General features: G+C 30.9%; 13 protein-coding genes. 10 read left to right on the top strand and 3 right to left on the bottom strand.

Annotated features, from left to right (window positions below; all coding sequences use genetic code 11):
* Position 1 precedes the first annotated feature (1 nt).
* The 3 genes from GOY08_RS13385 to GOY08_RS13375 all read right to left on the bottom strand — a co-directional run bounded on the left by GOY08_RS13385 (position 2) and on the right by GOY08_RS13375 (position 3,181).
* Complete coding sequence (locus tag GOY08_RS13385) at positions 2-1,894, bottom strand: S8 family serine peptidase (RefSeq protein ID WP_158999422.1); 1,893 nt, start codon at positions 1,892-1,894, stop codon at positions 2-4.
* Positions 1,895-1,908: 14 nt separating this feature from the next.
* On the bottom strand, positions 1,909-2,619 hold the full coding sequence (locus tag GOY08_RS13380; protein WP_158999421.1) for a hypothetical protein: 711 nt from the start codon (positions 2,617-2,619) through the stop codon (positions 1,909-1,911).
* A gap of 73 nt (positions 2,620-2,692) precedes the next feature.
* Positions 2,693-3,181, bottom strand: coding sequence for a hypothetical protein (locus GOY08_RS13375; protein WP_158999420.1), 489 nt, complete (start codon positions 3,179-3,181; stop codon positions 2,693-2,695).
* 213 nt (positions 3,182-3,394) lie between these two features.
* Here GOY08_RS13375 and GOY08_RS13370 point away from each other — a divergent pair, with 213 nt between their 5' ends.
* The 10 genes from GOY08_RS13370 (at position 3,395) to GOY08_RS13325 (ending at position 16,474) form a co-directional block, all read left to right on the top strand.
* The gene (locus GOY08_RS13370) at positions 3,395-4,066 is read left to right on the top strand and encodes a ribosome maturation factor RimP (protein WP_158999419.1); all 672 of its coding nucleotides are present in this window, start codon (positions 3,395-3,397) and stop codon (positions 4,064-4,066) included.
* A 58-nt stretch (positions 4,067-4,124) separates the two neighbouring features.
* Positions 4,125-5,747 carry a transcription termination factor NusA gene (gene nusA / locus GOY08_RS13365; RefSeq protein WP_158999418.1) on the top strand — a complete coding sequence of 541 codons (1,623 nt, stop codon included), beginning with the start codon at positions 4,125-4,127 and terminating at the stop codon, positions 5,745-5,747.
* Positions 5,716-6,222: a hypothetical protein gene (locus GOY08_RS13360; protein WP_158999417.1), complete on the top strand. Its 507-nt coding sequence runs from the start codon at positions 5,716-5,718 to the stop codon at positions 6,220-6,222. Before nusA ends, GOY08_RS13360 begins: the two co-directional genes overlap by 32 nt.
* A 74-nt stretch (positions 6,223-6,296) precedes the next feature.
* Positions 6,297-9,611 carry a translation initiation factor IF-2 gene (gene infB / locus GOY08_RS13355; RefSeq protein WP_158999416.1) on the top strand — a complete coding sequence of 1,105 codons (3,315 nt, stop codon included), beginning with the start codon at positions 6,297-6,299 and terminating at the stop codon, positions 9,609-9,611.
* Between the two features lie 20 nt (positions 9,612-9,631).
* A complete protein-coding gene (gene rbfA, locus GOY08_RS13350; protein ID WP_158999415.1) occupies positions 9,632-10,048 on the top strand; it encodes a 30S ribosome-binding factor RbfA in 417 nt (138 codons plus the stop codon).
* Positions 10,049-10,068: 20 nt separating this feature from the next.
* Complete coding sequence (truB, locus tag GOY08_RS13345) at positions 10,069-11,043, top strand: tRNA pseudouridine(55) synthase TruB (protein ID WP_158999414.1); 975 nt, start codon at positions 10,069-10,071, stop codon at positions 11,041-11,043.
* Between the two features lie 127 nt (positions 11,044-11,170).
* A complete protein-coding gene (locus GOY08_RS13340) occupies positions 11,171-11,740 on the top strand; it encodes a hypothetical protein (protein ID WP_158999413.1) in 570 nt (189 codons plus the stop codon).
* Positions 11,741-11,947: 207 nt separating this feature from the next.
* Positions 11,948-12,478 carry a metal-dependent hydrolase gene (locus GOY08_RS13335; RefSeq protein ID WP_158999412.1) on the top strand — a complete coding sequence of 177 codons (531 nt, stop codon included), beginning with the start codon at positions 11,948-11,950 and terminating at the stop codon, positions 12,476-12,478.
* A gap of 55 nt (positions 12,479-12,533) precedes the next feature.
* Positions 12,534-14,048, top strand: a complete 1,515-nt coding sequence (locus tag GOY08_RS13330; RefSeq protein WP_158999411.1) for a serine hydrolase domain-containing protein — start codon at positions 12,534-12,536, stop codon at positions 14,046-14,048.
* Positions 14,049-15,232: 1,184 nt separating this feature from the next.
* A complete protein-coding gene (locus tag GOY08_RS13325) occupies positions 15,233-16,474 on the top strand; it encodes a YcaO-like family protein (protein WP_158999410.1) in 1,242 nt (413 codons plus the stop codon).
* Positions 16,475-16,562 lie beyond the last annotated feature (88 nt).

The raw sequence follows: 16,562 nt of genomic DNA, 5'->3' as shown, positions 1-16,562 counted from the left end.
TTTAATTTTTTGAAAATCCAAGTATTTCAAACTTAACTCCTTTAAAAAGAACTTGATTATTTTGATCAAGTTCTTTTTTATTTGCATTGATTACTTTAACTCTCCAGGTTCCTTTTGCATCTTCTTCGTAAAAAGCATTTGATAAAAAACCAATATTTTCATCGGCAAGTTTGCTATTATTTCCTGGATATTTTAGTTTATTATTGTAATCATCAGTATTCGAAGAAATTAAAGAGTTTGCTGGATATAATACTACACTTTTTGTATGTTGAGGGGATTCAATTTCTATTCCTATTCCATCAGACTTGTTAGTTTCTATTACGGGATATATATTTATAGCCTGGATTTTAATATTTTTATCAATTTTTATTTCAATAGGATAGTCAAAGGAGCCTTCATTTATTATCTTTTGGATATTATAGTTTTTAATTACATAATTAGAAAGTAATTTACCTTGATAAGGATAATCATAATTAAGGGCATAATTTACAGCTTCATTTGTATTTACAACTCCAAAACCATAAAAATTACTGAAGTGATATCCAGCAGCATTTGTGATCCAATTATTTTTCCATACTGACCAAAGGCTGTTTGAAGTATCAAATAAATTTAAATTTTCTATGACTTTAATGCAATATGGTTTAGGATTTGGTTCAATTTTTTTATTACTAGCAGTTTTAGCTAAAATATGTTTTATATCCCAAAAAGATAGCTTAGGGTTTGAACTAAGTATCAAAGCAATTACACCTGAAATAGTAGGAGCTGCCGCAGATGTGCCAGTAAAAGTGGAGGAATAATATAAATTTTTATTTTCAGTTAAAAATCCGTTATCAAATAAATTTCCAAATCCAATTCTCCCTGGAATAGTTGTAGTAATAATTTTAGGTCTTTCAATAGAATCAGAATTAAAATTATTGTCTTCAGTTTTGCGACTTAACTCCCCTCCTCCAAATCCTGTAATCCATAAATTTGAGCCTATACTTGAATATTCTGCAATAATTCCATTTGCGGATAATGCTCCTACTACAATAGTATAAGGTGTAGATTTTTTCCAATCAAATAATGAAAAATGAGGTCTTATTCTTGATAAATATTTTTTTTCATAGTCTTTTAAGTTTTTTAAATTATCATATTTTATATTTGTAGTTGTCTCATAACTAGACTTTTTCCCATTCATTTCTGTGTATTTATCAGCATATTTAAATTCACAGGTATAATTTCCCGAACTTGTTACAATTATAAAACCCTTTGCTGTGTTTTTTCTGTAATTATTTTTTATTAATTCGTTAATTACTTGAGAATTTGAAGATGATAGAGAAGAATAAACAAAGGGATTTTCTCCGTAACTTTGATTTATGATATCAAAATTTTGATTATAGGCAAAGTCATACATAAGCATTTGCAAAGTTGTATAAGAGAAAATTGAGTTTGCTTTTTCAAATAAATTTGCACTTCCTATTTTAGCTGAATAAGCAATTCCTCTAAATTTATTATTTTTATTTTTAGCTGCAGCAATTACTCCAGCTACTTTAGTCCCGTGAGTTTCAGTGTTTTGAGTAATAGGAATATATGAAGTTGGGTTTAAGGGATCATTGTAAAGATCGATAGATCCATTGATTAATGCATTTGGAATGAGATCTGGATGTTTTAAATCAACTGCATCATCAGCAATTAAAATTTTAATATTTTTCCCATTATATTTATCGCTTGGTAAATTTAAATCAATTCCTGATACAGCTTCAGACTTGGCATAAGATTTTTGCCCAGTATTTTTTAAATGCCACATTTCTTTGAATAAATCTTTTTTATCAATTTCTTCAGAAGGAACTATAATATCACAAGATGTTATAATAATTATTGGAAAAGCTGATATTATAAGAAAAAAAATTTTCATTCTAATTATCCTTTTTAATCTTTTACAAGAATATTATCTAAGATTTCTAATGATGCACTGATTAAGTTTTTATCAGTTAAAAATGATTCATATATTTTAACTAAATTTCTATTATTTTTTGCTCTTACAATAGAAATTTCATCTTTAATATCAATAATTTTATCTACATTGTTTTTATCATACATGCCTGAAAAATTTATTGGATCTTTCTTATGTTTGAGTATAAAAAAACCGTTTGTGGTGTAAATATTATTTGAATTTTTGTCGAACAATGCTAAATATTCTTGATTCGAAAAATTATCATACTTATTGTTTGATTTATAATATAAAAATTGGCTGTCTTGCCAAAGATATTCTCTATTAATTAACTCATCAGAGTTTTTATATACCGCTGAAATATTATCAATAAAATATAGATTTTCATAATTTGGGATCTTTCTATTTATTTTATCTTTTATGTACTTTTTAAAATCTTCCTCATTATATTTAGTCTTGACTATGCGATTTAATTTTTTTACTTCAGCCTCATTTTTTTGTTTATTTAATTCTTCTAATCCTTTATCAATTTCCTTTTTTTCATCTTCTGAATTATTAGGTTCATTTTTTGTCATAGTATTATTTTTTTGTTTTAACTCAGAACTTTTTTGATAATTTTCAAGAAAAATTATGCCGATGATTGCTACAAAAATAATTATAAACATTAAAAATATATTTTTTAACCGCATATCAATCACCTACCTGGGAATTCTCTTTTTATCGAAATTTAAATATTTAAATTTATTAAAATTATTAAAGATTTTATTTTTCCCAAATTTCTAAATCAGATTTTCCTTTCAAATTTGTTGTAAATTCAGGAATTATTGAGATAATAGCAAAATTTTTTTCAAAACAACAAATTTTTATGTTCTGGCACAAATGTACTTTGTCGATATAAAAATTTTTTTTACCAAATATAAGTACTAAAAAAATTCTTATGAAAACTCGATTTTCTTTATTTTTTAGAAAAAAATCACTAAATCTTAACAGATTCAGCAATTGTTGTTTCTTAATAAATTTTTTCATGAAATTTGCAGAAAATAAATATTCGGAAGAAATAGTTTTATTTAAATACAAAGTCTTAACTTCTGCAAGACAGTAATAGTTTTTTATGTATTTATAAATTCTGTCAACTTCACCTTTTTTTATTTTCTTGTTTTTTAAAATGGGTACCCAATTATTTTTTCTCATCCAGAGGTCTAGAGTTTGCTCCCCCCATATTCCAAGTCTTTTTCTGTAAAGTCCTTTCAATTTTATCTCCTTTCAAATATATAAGAGAAGAAATTTGTATAGTTGTGGAATCTCAATTCATCCATGGATATAAATTTTTGTGCAATTCATGAAAAATTTGATTTGATTTTATAGGAATTACGTTATACCCAATTTGTTTAAAGTTTGCCCCTTCTGTTGGGGATTTATTAAAGGGTTATCATTCCTTAAACTTTTTAAAATCTCGGAGCTCTCTTGTATCTAGAAAACGATGCGAATAAAATAAGTCACCCAAAACAGTTAACTAGGCTAAATCATAGCGAAATTCTTCAAAATCTAAGAAGAGAACTTTCAAACTTGCAGAAACAAAAGGTCACAGAACCAGGTGTTTTAAAAATGCGAGTAAGAAACTGGCTTTTTTTTATTGAAGAGGGTGAGCCGATTGTTGATATCATTTTAGATAAAGGCTACTCTTTGTCCGATATTGAGGCAAATAAGTCCCCGCGTTTGGCTGATACAAATTTGTCATTTGATGAATGTACAGAAGTCCACAAACATTTTATGGAATCTACTGTTTTTGATCCATTTGCAGATGCTGTGAGTATTCGAGTTGGTTCTCCTGGGTCTGAGCCTACTCTTTATGATCTTGAAGACTTTCAAGCTTCCATAGGTGATGTTATAACCGTAGAAACTTGGCAGAAAATTTCAGGTCGAAGTAAGTTCACTATGGTATTAAATGAAATTTGTGTTAATAAAGATTCTAAAGTCATAGTGCTTGTGGAAGGTTCGCATAGATTTGAGGTTCCCATTGAGGAAATTAAGATGGCTTTTGTGTTACCATTCCATCCAGCATCGAAGTCGGTAAAGCTAGCTAAAGATGCTGCTCGACAAAAAGCTCGGCAAGGGGCATTAAAAAAAATAAAATAGTCGAATTCTAACTAATGGGATTCATTGAATTTTTGGCTTGTTTTCAGAGGTGCATTTAATGCAAATAGATTTGAAGCGTGTAATTGAAACTGTAGGTAAAGAAAAAAATATTGATCGCCAGCTGCTAATAGGCGCATTAAGAGAAGCGGTTCTTACAGCTGCACGTAAACATTTTGGTGATTGCGTCTTTGAAACACGTTTTAACGAAGAAACAGAAGAAATTGAATTAATTCGCTATCGTATAGTTGTCGCAGACAATGAACTGACAAATCTAAGCAAACAAATTCCAGCTACGGAAGCTATTGCAATGGATGATTCCTTGCAAATTGGTGATGAAATTGGTGAACCTCTTCCAACTGACCAATTAGGCCGTATTGCTGCGCAAGCTGCTAAACAAGCCATTGTGCAGAAAGTAATGGAAGCAGAGAAAGAAAAAGTTGTTAGAGAATTTAAAGATAAAAAACATCAAACTGTAGTCGGTCAAGTTCGTCGTTTTGACAAAGCGGATATCATTGTTGATCTCGGCCCAACTGAAGGTGTATTGCCTGTTCGTGAGCAAATTCCTGGCGAAAAATATAAAATACGTGATAAAGTGATTGCTTTCGTTGTGGATGTTAAAAAATCAACTCGTGGTCCACAAGTCATGTTAAGTCGTGCCCATCCTGAGTTGTTAATTCGCTTATTTGAGCAAGAAGTAACTGAAATATCTGAGGGTATTGTCGTTATTCAAAGTGCTGCTCGTGATCCTGGTAGTCGTTCAAAAATAGCAGTTTATAGTACTGAGCCTTCAATTGACCCAGTAGGGGCATGTGTTGGTATTAAAGGTGCGCGTGTACAAGCTATTGTTCAAGAATTACGCGGTGAAAAGATTGATATCATTCCATATGATAGAGACCCTGCACGCTTTGTTTGTAATGCTTTGGCTCCTTCAGAGCCGTCAAAGGTTATTGTAAATGAACGTCTCCATATTATGGAAGTTGTTGTGCCAGATGAGCATTTATCTCTTGCAATTGGTAAAAGAGGTCAAAATGTGCGTCTTGCAGCTCAATTGACAGGTTGGAAAGTTGATATTCGTTCTGAATCAAAAATGCGTGAACTTGTTCAAGAGTATAAAAATGTAATTGCTCAAATTCCAGCTTTAGGCGAAATGCGCGCTGAAATTCTAGTAAATGAAGGATATAAAGATCCTGCAGATATCTCTAGAATGGATCAACGCACACTGATCAAGTTGTTAAGATTGACTCCTGAAGAAGCTGAACAAGTAATGCAGGGTGCTGCTGAATTAGCTGCTTCTTTAGAAGAACAAAAGGCTGAGCTTAGTACAGATGAAGATTTAGAAGATTTTCATTTAGGTGAACCTATTCTTGATGATGAAGAAGAAATGACTGAATCAGAAGAAGCTGAAGCGGCTATTGATGATATTGTTGCAAAAACACGTCCTCAGCCTTTGTTAGATCCTGAAAAAGTCGATATAAAAAATGTACCAACTGAACGCTTGCGTTATTGGATGCAATTAAAAGGCGTTGCTGAACAGATAGCTGCTGTTATTCATACTGCTGGTTATTCTGATTTTAAATCTGTCGCCAGTTCGAATGCAGATGAAATTGCATACAAAACTGGATTACCTATAAAATTGTCTGGAAAGTTACATGCTGAAACTGCCAAGATCTCTGGAAACTGATACTGAACTTCAATTGTTGTTCCATAACTTGCAAAAGTCTTTCCAGGTGTTTTCCCCTGATGGTACGATAAAAGTTCCAAGTGTTGAATTAAGTGATAATTTGATTCACGCTCTTGCCTTTGCACGCCGCTGCGGTAGTCTTCGAGGTGGATTGGAAAGCATTGAAACATTGCTACAGACAGAAGAAGCAGGACTAGCTGCTATTCGTGCGAAACAAAAACAAAAGGATCCAAATCGCATTTCAAGAGTGTTCCTTTTTTCTAATGATGGTAGTGAAAGATTTTACCGTCATTGTGAAGCCCTGCTCGTGCGTTACAAGAGTAGAGTGTTAGGAATAAAAATTAATGCATCCTCAACCCTGCTGGGTGAAAGATTCTTTGGCAAGGAAAAGGCAGTAAAAGCAATGCTTGTTACTAGAAAAGATGCTGTTATTAAAGTTTTGTCTGTTATTATGGCCAAGGATTTTGAGGCATAATAAAAAGTTTTTTTATTTATTTTTATTTTACCGTGCTAGCTTTGTTGGCATGATTTTATTGGGAGCTGCATTTGATGAGTCGTATTAGAGTACTTGATTTGGCGAAAGAGTTGGGGATTGAGACCAAGGCTGCCATTATTAAGCTTCAAGAACTCGGGATTCAAGTAAAAAATCACTTTAATGCGATCTCTGAAACAGAGGCTGCTAAATTGCGTGCTTTTCATCGATCTGGAAAAAATCCTGAAAAAGAAGCGGCTCAAAAAGCTGCTGCAAGTAAATTAATCATTAGAAGAAAAATTGAGGTTTCTCCCGAGTCAGGTGAAGAATCACAATTAAAATCAGTTCAAGATACCAATGAAAATGCAGAGCACACACCTAAAAAAGCTCCGATTATAAGAAAATCTGCGGCAGGTGTTGTTGAGGTATCTGAAAAAATTTCTCACGATGTTGCTTCAAAAAACACATCTGAAGACGTTCATAAACGTAACAAAGCAGTTCAAAGTGAAGAAGATACTGCTAGTGAAAATATGAAATCTGCATTAGCTAACAATCAAACTGTTTCTAATTCTTCTACACGTGTAGGAGAAAAAACTACAACCCCAGATTACAGAGAGACAACAGCTGCTTCCGCTCAAACTCAAGAGGCAATTTCCAGTAGAACTGATACAGAATCAAGGTCTAAGGGCTCCGAAGTAGGCGCAACATCAGCTATACGCTCTCAAAAGAGTGATGAGATTAATAACGTGCAAACTACTAATTCCCCAAGTTCTAATTCTTCAGGTTCTGCTCAAGTCATACGTTCTGCTTCTAGTACAACTTCCCCAGCACAAAATTCAAAATCTGTTGCAAATACAAAAGCAGATACAGGTGCTGTTATTGTGAGGAAAGCTGAGGCAACTCCTTCTTCTCCTCCAACCAAACCACAAAGCTATACAACTGCAAGTTTTAATTCACAAAATGCTTATCGCAGAGACGACAATGGCGCTCCAAGATCAAGCAATCCACGTGATAACTATGGTCGTTCAAATCAATCACAAAATGGAATGATGGGCGGGCAACGCTCAGACAATAGAGATTCTCGTGACAATAGAGGAAATAGGGATTTTCAACCACGGAACGGTGCTCAACAGGCAGGACGTCCAGGTCAATCTGGGGGTTTTGGCAACAGAGATGCGCGTGAAAATGGTGGACAAGCTGGTTTTAGAACTGGTTCTGGCGGACAACAAGGTAGACCTGGCTCCGCTGGAGGATATAATTCTGAAAGACCTGGAGGTTTTGGAACTCGCCCTGCTGCTCCTGTAGCGAGTAGACCATTTGTAATGGGAGGTGAAGCACCAGCAGCAACCCCAACGAAAGATGTTCCATCTAGGCTTAAAGATCGTGAGAAAGATAAAGATAGAGAAAAACGTAGAATTACAGATGAGGAAGATGCTCGTCGTATTCGCAATAAAAACGCTCGTCGTTTAGAAGAAGATGAAGATCTCGATTTCTATGGAGATTTAGAAGGCGCTGAAGATCAAGCAATTGTTGTTAGAACAATGATACCGAATAGGAAAAAAGCTTCACAGGCCTTTAAGAAAAAAGAAATTAAAAAAACTGAAGTTGCAAACCCAACTAAAGCTTCTAAGAAAATCATCCGCATTGATGAAACCATAACTGTAAATGACTTGGCTGGTGAACTCAGTCAAAAAGCTAGTGCAGTAATCAAAGTTTTGATGAAATTAGGGATGTCTGCAAGTATTAATCAACAACTTGATTTTGATACTGCTACATTTGTTTCACAAGAATTTGGGTATGAAACACAAAGTTCAAGTGTCACAATAGGTGATATTTTAGCGCGGAAAACAACCCAAAATAATGAGTTAAACTCCTTCCCACGTCCTCCAATTATTACAATTATGGGACACGTGGATCATGGAAAAACTTCATTACTAGACGCGATTCGTTCCGCAAATGTAGCTGCGAAAGAAGCTGGAGGAATTACTCAGCATATTGGTGCATATCAAATTGACTATAAAGGTCAAAAACTTACATTTTTAGATACTCCTGGTCACGAAGCATTCACAGCAATGCGGGCCAGAGGAGCTCAAGTTACTGATATTGTTGTTTTGGTGGTAGCTGCGGATGATGGTGTAATGCCTCAAACTATTGAAGCTATCTCTCATGCTAAAGCAGCAAATGTTCCAATTATTGTTGCAGTAAATAAAATTGATAAGCCTGGTTCAAATTTAGATCGTATCAACAGAGAATTATCTGAACAAGGTGTTATGCCTGAGGAATGGGGTGGAGATTCCATCTTTGTTCAAGTTTCTGCTAAAACACATCAAGGTTTAAATGAATTAATTGAATCAATTCTTCTACAAGCAGAAGTATTAGATTTAAAAGCAGCAAAAGATACTTTAGCAGAAGGTATCGTCATTGAAGCAAAACTAGATAAAGCTAGAGGTCCTGTAGCAACTGTTATAGTAACAAAAGGAACCTTGAAAAACCAAGACTTTATCGTTGTTGGAACTTCAATGGGTAGAATTAGAGCAATGAATGACGCTAATGGCGAAAAAATTATCAAAGCAGAACCTTCAACACCTGTAGAAATTATAGGCTTAAGCGATGTCCCTGCTGCTGGTGATCAATTTAACTGTGTTGTGAGTGATGCTATTGCAAAAGAAGCAGTTGCCTACAGAATTGAAAAGCAGCGCCAAAAAGATTTAGCAAGTCAACGTGGCTCATCCATGGATGAATTATTAGCTTTAATGGCAAAAGCTGAAGATAAAGCAAAAGAAGTTTCTATCATTGTAAAAGCAGATACTCATGGTTCTGCTGAAGCTATTCGTGCTTCACTAGCAAAATTGGATACAGCAAAAGTTAAAACTAAAATCTTACACTCAGCAGTTGGTGGTATCACTGAAACTGATGTTATTTTAGCAAAAGCTTCAAATGCATTGATTCTTGGATTTAATGTTCGCCCTGATAGAGTTGCTGCCCAAGTAGCTGAACAGGCTGGTATTAAAATTCAATGCTACAGCATCATTTATGAACTAATAGAAGCTGTTCAAGCTGCCATGGTTGGAACACTCGCTCCAATTAAACAAGATAAAATTATTGGGCATGCAGAAGTGCGCAATACTTTCTCAGTACCAAAGGTCGGTGTTATTGCTGGTAGTATGATTTCAGATGGAAAAGTTGTGCGAAATTCTCATGTCAGAATTGTGCGTGATGGTGTTGTAATTTACACCGGAAAAATTGGCTCTCTAAAACGCTTTAAAGACGATGCAAAAGAAGTTTTACAAGGTTTTGAGTGTGGTATCGGTGTTGAAAACTATAATGATATTAAAGTTGGGGATATTTTGGAAGCATTTATTGTGGAAGAAATAGCAGCAACTCTTCATTAATTAAAGGATGTTTTGTTTAAATGGCTACAAAAAGAATGCTACAACTTGGCGAACAAATCCGCGAACACATAGCAATGATGCTTGTGCGCGGAGAAATATCTGATCCTAGAGTGCGTGGCATTACCTTGAATTCAGTAAAAATGTCTCCTGATTTGCAAATTGCTAAAGTTTATTTTTCTGTGTTAGGCGAACCTGAGCAAAGGAAATTGGCTGAAAAAGGTTTGAAACAAGCTTCTGGCTTCATCAGACGTGAATTAGGAAAATCACTATTAATACGCTACACTCCAGAAATAGTTTTTTATTATGATGATAGTGTAGAGTATTCAGTAAAAATGGGTGCCTTATTAACTAAAGTAAGTGATGAATTAAAAGAAAATGAAAAAAACTCATCTTTACAAGATGAATCTTTAAGTCAAGAGCATCAACCTAAAAAATAATAAAAGAACAAAATAAAATTATGAATATTAAGGAAAGTGAAGTTAATAATTACTGTGGTTTAATTCTTGTTGATAAACCAGCTGGTATGACAAGTCATAAAATTGTTTCCCTTGTTCGGAAAGCATTAAATATAGATAAAGTTGGGCATTTAGGAACTTTAGATCCTTTTGCTACTGGTTTGTTACCTGTGTTAATTGGTGGAGCAACTAGATTATCAGACGAAATAATGGATGGAAAAAAACAATATTTGTTTACAATTAAGTTTGGTAAAGAAACAGACACATTAGATGCAACAGGACGAGTAGTAGATGAAAAAGATGTTCCAAGAAATTATACTGAATTAATTAAAGATAAACTCAATTCTTTTCATGGAGAAATTGAGCAAATACCTCCCGTTTATAGTGCATTAAAAATGAATGGTAAGCCTTTATATGAATATATGCGGGCAAGCGGCAGTATTCCAAATCCTATTGAAACAAAAAAAAGAAAGATATTTATCCAAAACATAGAAATAGTAGACTCAAATAATTCCGAAGAAACTATTTCGTTAAGAGTGTTATGTGGAAAAGGTACATATGTTCGTTCATTAGCCAGGGATTTAGCAAAAGCCATTAATACTGTAGGATATTGTTCTCAATTGAGAAGAGAATTTGTTGAACCTTGGCATGTAGAAAATGCTATTTCTGTTCCTGCTGATATTGATAAAGAAGAATTAAAAAATGAAATAAAAGCAAATTTAATACCAGTTACAGAAATATTAAATAGTATTCCAATAATTGAATTAGATGAATGTTATTCAAAGCAAATATCTTCAGGAAATATTGTGCTTCTTGAAAGAAATAATTCTTTCATATCAGAACATTTATTTCAAAGAAATAATTTTTTTTCAGCTTTTGTTAAAGTAAAAAACTTTGAAGTAATGTTTTATTCAGAGATCAAATTTCTAATTGAATTCAATCAAATTAAAATAATGCCGAAGAAAAAGATGTATTAGTAATAGTCAATTTATCCATTTTAAGCAAAAGTTGTAAAAAAAACTATATTCTGATAGTAAATACTCTGTTTGGTATATATTTCAAACACTATTTATACCTTAATATTTATATAAGAATTAGTAATTTATGAAAAAAAATATTATTATAATTTTTGTAGCATTGTTTTTTAAACTTAATATATATTCTAAAGAAATAAATTCATTAGATAATTTCTTGCCAAAGAGTTTTCAGGACTACCGTAATTTTGTAAAAGTAAAGAATAATAAAGAGCATAATAATGATAATATTAAAGAAAGATATCATGTTATCAAAGGTGATTTAAATATTTTTCCAACACAAGATCTTAAGCAATTAAAGAAATTTTTTAAATTTGGGTATAATATAAATAATCATTGTCAATTGCCAACCTATTATAATGATTATTACGAAAAAACTTATATTTTAAAGGAAACAAGTTACTCCGAAAAAACTTATATTTTAAAGGAAACAAATTACTCCGAAAATTCTTATCAGCTGAAAAGAAATAATAATTTGGATGATAATGTCAATAGCACGATACAACAAATTAAATTAATTAATGATAGATACTTTCAAGTCGTTGATCGAAATAAAAGTAATTATAACTATAATCCTGATAACGATATTGAAATTTGTTTGCCTTCAAACCCTTATCAGCTTAAAAGTATGCAAAATTAATATAAAATAACAAATATTAATTGCAGTAGTATATTTTTGAGAATTGATTTTGGAATTTACTTATGGCAATAAATTTTTATTATAATTTTTTATTGTTTCAATAATCAGACATATTATTGAAAATTAGATACTGTATGACTATTTATGATGCTTTTGGAAAGTTAAAAAAAGTTATATGCACACTCTCGTGAAAAAGGATTAAATGAAATGGCATCGGCTTTTTCGCATATTGCAATTCCCATATCGCTAACTATGGCGTTTGGATTTAAAAATATTCCTAAACGACTTTTTGTTTTAGGAATATGTTTATCTTTAGTCCCTGATTTAGATGTTATTGGATTTCAGTATGGAATAAAGTATGAGTCGCAATGGGGACATAGGGGGTTTACCCATTCTCTGTTTTTTGCTTTTCTAATTTCTTTAAGTACCACATTTTTTTCTAATTTTTTAAAAGCAAAACATTTGTATGTTTTTTTATTTGCATTTGTATCAATGCTTTCACACGGAATTCTTGATGCTTGTACATCAGGAGGTCTAGGTGTTGAATTTTGGTGGCCATTTGATGAAACAAGATATTTCTTTCCATTTCGAGAAATTAGAGTTTCACCTATTGGGGTAAAAAATTTCTTTTCCGAAAGAGGTTTTATTGTTTTAAAGTCTGAATTTATTTATATTTGGTTACCATGTTTATTTGTTGGAATTTCTGCATTACTGATAAGAAAAAATTTAAAAACTTAAAATTTTGGGCGTAATCCATCTGTAATTATTTGTTTCCTTAAAGTTAGGTTTATACATGAAAATAAATATTTTTTTATTATTACTTTTACAAGTAGAAAGTGCCTTTTCAAGTGAAAAAATTCCAACACATTTGTCTTATATAGATGAGCATGAAATAAATAACTTAACAAGAGTTGAAAATAGTTTGCGAGATCAATATGTTTTAGAAGGTAAAAAGCCAATAAAAACTTCTATTTTCAATGCGATGAAGATGTATAATATTCCAGGAGTAAGTCTAGCCGCAATTCATAATGGAAAAATTGTTTGGATAAAGACATATGGATTTAAAGATGCCGAAACGAAAGAAAAATTACTTCCAGAGCATTTATTGCAAGCGGCATCTATAAGTAAACCATTTACAGTATTAGGAGTACTAAGTTTAGTCAACGAAAACAAACTTGAATTAGATAAAAATATTAATGACTACTTAAAAGGATGGTCTGTTCCTTTAAACAATTTTACGAAAGAGAAACCAGTTACGGCAAGATATTTAATGGCTCATACTGCGGGAGTAAATGTCGGAGGTTTTCCAGGGATAGACCGATCAACTAAATATTTTCCAAATATTATAGATGTATTAAATGGGAAAAAACCAGAAATTTTTACAAATGCAATTGAAATTATTAATACTCCAGGAACAAAATATTCTTATTCTGGCGGTGGTACAAGCATTTTACAATTAGCAATTGAAAGTATTGTGGAAAAGGATTTTTCAAGTTGGATGGACACAAATATTTTAAGAAAATTAGGCATGCTGAATAGTACTTTTGTACAACCTTTACCAGAAAAAATCCTATCTTTAGCGAGTAGTGCACATGATGTTGAAGGGAAAGTTTATCAAGGTAAATTTCATGATTATCCCGAACAAGCGGCAGCTGGTTTATGGACTAACCCAACAGATCTTGCAACTGCTACGTTGCGTTTTCTAAATGCATACTATAACGAAACAAATTTTTTAAATATTAAGCAAGAAATTACCAACCAGATTTTTATTCAACAATTACCATCCAAATTTGGTCTTGGTTTTGAAATAGCAAAAAATAAAAATGTCTTATCATTTGGACATGGAGGGAGTAATGAAGGTTTTAAATCTATTATGATAGCATATGTAAATTCTCATAAAAACAGGGATAAAATTAAATTAAAAGATGCCTTAATAGTTATGACTAATTCTGATAATGGTGATTATTTAAATGATATGCTTGTTGCAAGTTTTAACGATGTTTATAAATTAGGTCTAAATGATGCTAAAAAAATTAGACAAGTAAAAACTAGTAAGAATTTAAAAGATTATGCTTTAAATTTTACTTTATATGATGAAGATGAAATAAATAATGTATTTTATAAAAATGGTAGCATTTATTTAAAACTAAGTGATGATAAATTTCCTGAAAAGTTATATGCAATTGATAAAAATGATTTTATCACCTTGAAGGGCTTTAAAATTAAATATTTTTGGAATAATAATAAAGCAAGAATAAAGACAATACTAAATGATAATGTTGAATTAGATTCAAGAATTATTGAATAAAAACTTTTTAAATATTGTAAATTAAATTTATCAATGAATAATTAGAGAATTATCTATAAATTTAATTGGAAAACTAATATCATAATCTAAAATTACTTCTAGCTCTTCTGTATCATTAGATTTCTCACCCCACCATCCAGCATTATAAAATTTTAATACAAATATATTTGAAGGATTTTTACTAATTCAATATTAGTGTGAACTTTATAGTCTATAGAAGAATATTTGGTCGCGCATATTTTTCCCATTTCTTGATCATTTACATACAATATTAAGAAATAACCATGGATTTTTTTAATAATATTTAATATATGAATCCAATAGCATTCTGAGCCTGAATCTTCAATTTTTACTTTTACATTTTTATTAAAAAGATAAAATTCTTCGTTTTTCAAAATCAATTTGAATAACATCACTTTGATTATTTATAAGTTAAATTTCTCCATTAGAGTAAGCATAAAAGGTATATGTTAACAAAAAAAAATGTAGTTTTTTTTGAGCATAAATTTCCATTCATTTAAAAAATATTTTTAATTTGCGATGGCAATAAATTTATTTACATCATTCACAATTTAAGATTCTAACTATTTAAATACAATAAATTTATTATAATACAAAATTACATTAAATTAAAGTAAATTTTGAGAATTGTATGCATGTCTATTTTTTATTTTTTTGTTATAATAAAAGCAACTCAAGGTAAATATTATTACCTCAATGTTTCTTAATTAGTCTTGAAGCATGTTTTTACTTATTAGTGATTATATTTTGAGCATATATTCAATCTAATCATTTTATTTTTTTTCTTATTCAATTTTTTAGAGCAAAGACATTAGTGATGAAACGCTATCGAAAAAATCTTGTCTCCATTTGAAAGCATTCTTTATACCTTTATTTTGCATCATGTGTAAAAATAAAATTTTTTGATTTCCTAAATTAGTATATTGACAATAGAATTGATTTTTTGTAACTTTAATCCATCAAAGTTCAAATAAAGGAGAAAATTTATGGGTCTTGGTTCCTGCAATTCATGTGTAGTTATTCATAAACCAAATGTTAAAGCTCCAACTTCAAGGACTAAAAATAAGGTTCAAAAATAACAATACGAATTTAAAAAACTATAAGTGAAGACATGTGAGCAAAAACTCATGTGTCTTATTATTTTGTTGGCAAAGAAAATAATCATGCTTTTTGAAAGGGAATTTTCAGAAAAATCTGCTCATTTGTTTTGGGAAGAATGCATTCAGGCACTGAATCTAACTTATAAGCTTGAGCATATAGGGAAGAATATTGTTACTACTGTCTGCAATTTAATCCCAGAAAAGGAATTACCCAATCAGTTAATTAATTCTTTAATTGGGATAGGTAAAGGAAGAAGTTTTGCGCAGTCTAATCTCAGTGCTAAGTATGAAGCAATTCAGCACTATTTAGAAACAATTTACAATAACAAAGAAATTGTTCTTTACTATTACACTCTAGAAGAAGTAAAATTAAATAATATTTTTATTTTACCAGGAGAACCTGAAGAAGACTTCTACGAAAGTATTTTGCCAGATAAAAAAATAGCTTGGCTTAAAATGCGTTCACTTCTACATTACAATTCTGTGATTCATTTTCCAATTGCTTGTTTTGATCCTTATAGTGTTTATTTAAGTCCCGATGAAGTTGACTATAAAGATAAATACTTTTTATCGAATGACAATGGTTGTGCAATTGGCTGTAGTCAAAATGAAGCATTGATACATGGTATTTCAGAAATTATAGAGAGAGATTCAATATCTCTATTTTTAATTAAAGTATTTTTATGTAAGCAAAAAATAAAGATTTTGAATATAAAATCTTTGCCTACACATTTACAAGAGTTATGTGCGCAAGTTGAATTTGAAATTCAATCTGAAATTGTGATTGTTGATTTGGAAAGTTCTTTTAAAATACAAGCATTTGCTGTTTTTGCGAAGAATCCCGGTAGTGATACTCCCTACAAAGGGTATGGGGCATCTTTATCGCATGATTATGCAATTGAAAGAGCATTATTGGAATGTGTGCAATATTATCACCTGTGTAATAAGTATCATTGGAATGAAGAAGCCTCAGATTTATTTGTAGATATTGAAGATGAAAATTATCTACAAGCAGCTAAACTTAATATTTTTAATTTACTTGAAAAAAAGTTTTTTGATGTTATTGACTATCAGTGCCAAGAAAGTGTGATTCATTTATCTAGTAAAAATTATTTAAATGAAATTTTATTAGATATAAAAGAAAATGGGTTTGATGTTTTTTTCACTCAACTTTATCCTTTTAATAATAGTGTTTCATTAGTTAAGTGTTTTATGCCAGAAATTGAAAATTTCTACGCTATTTGTTATGGCTATATTCCTCTTATAAAAAAAAGAGGAAAAAAATTAATAGAGTTATATTCCTAAATTTTATGCTATTTTATATTTATGATTAAAGAACTATTTACTATAGAATGTTATAACAGAATTACTTTTAGATCTAAATACATCCGAT

The organism is Pigmentibacter ruber (genome assembly GCF_009792895.1).
Classification (GTDB): Bacteria; Bdellovibrionota_B; Oligoflexia; order Silvanigrellales; family Silvanigrellaceae; genus Silvanigrella; species Silvanigrella rubra.
This window is presented reverse-complemented; position numbering and strand designations above follow the sequence as displayed.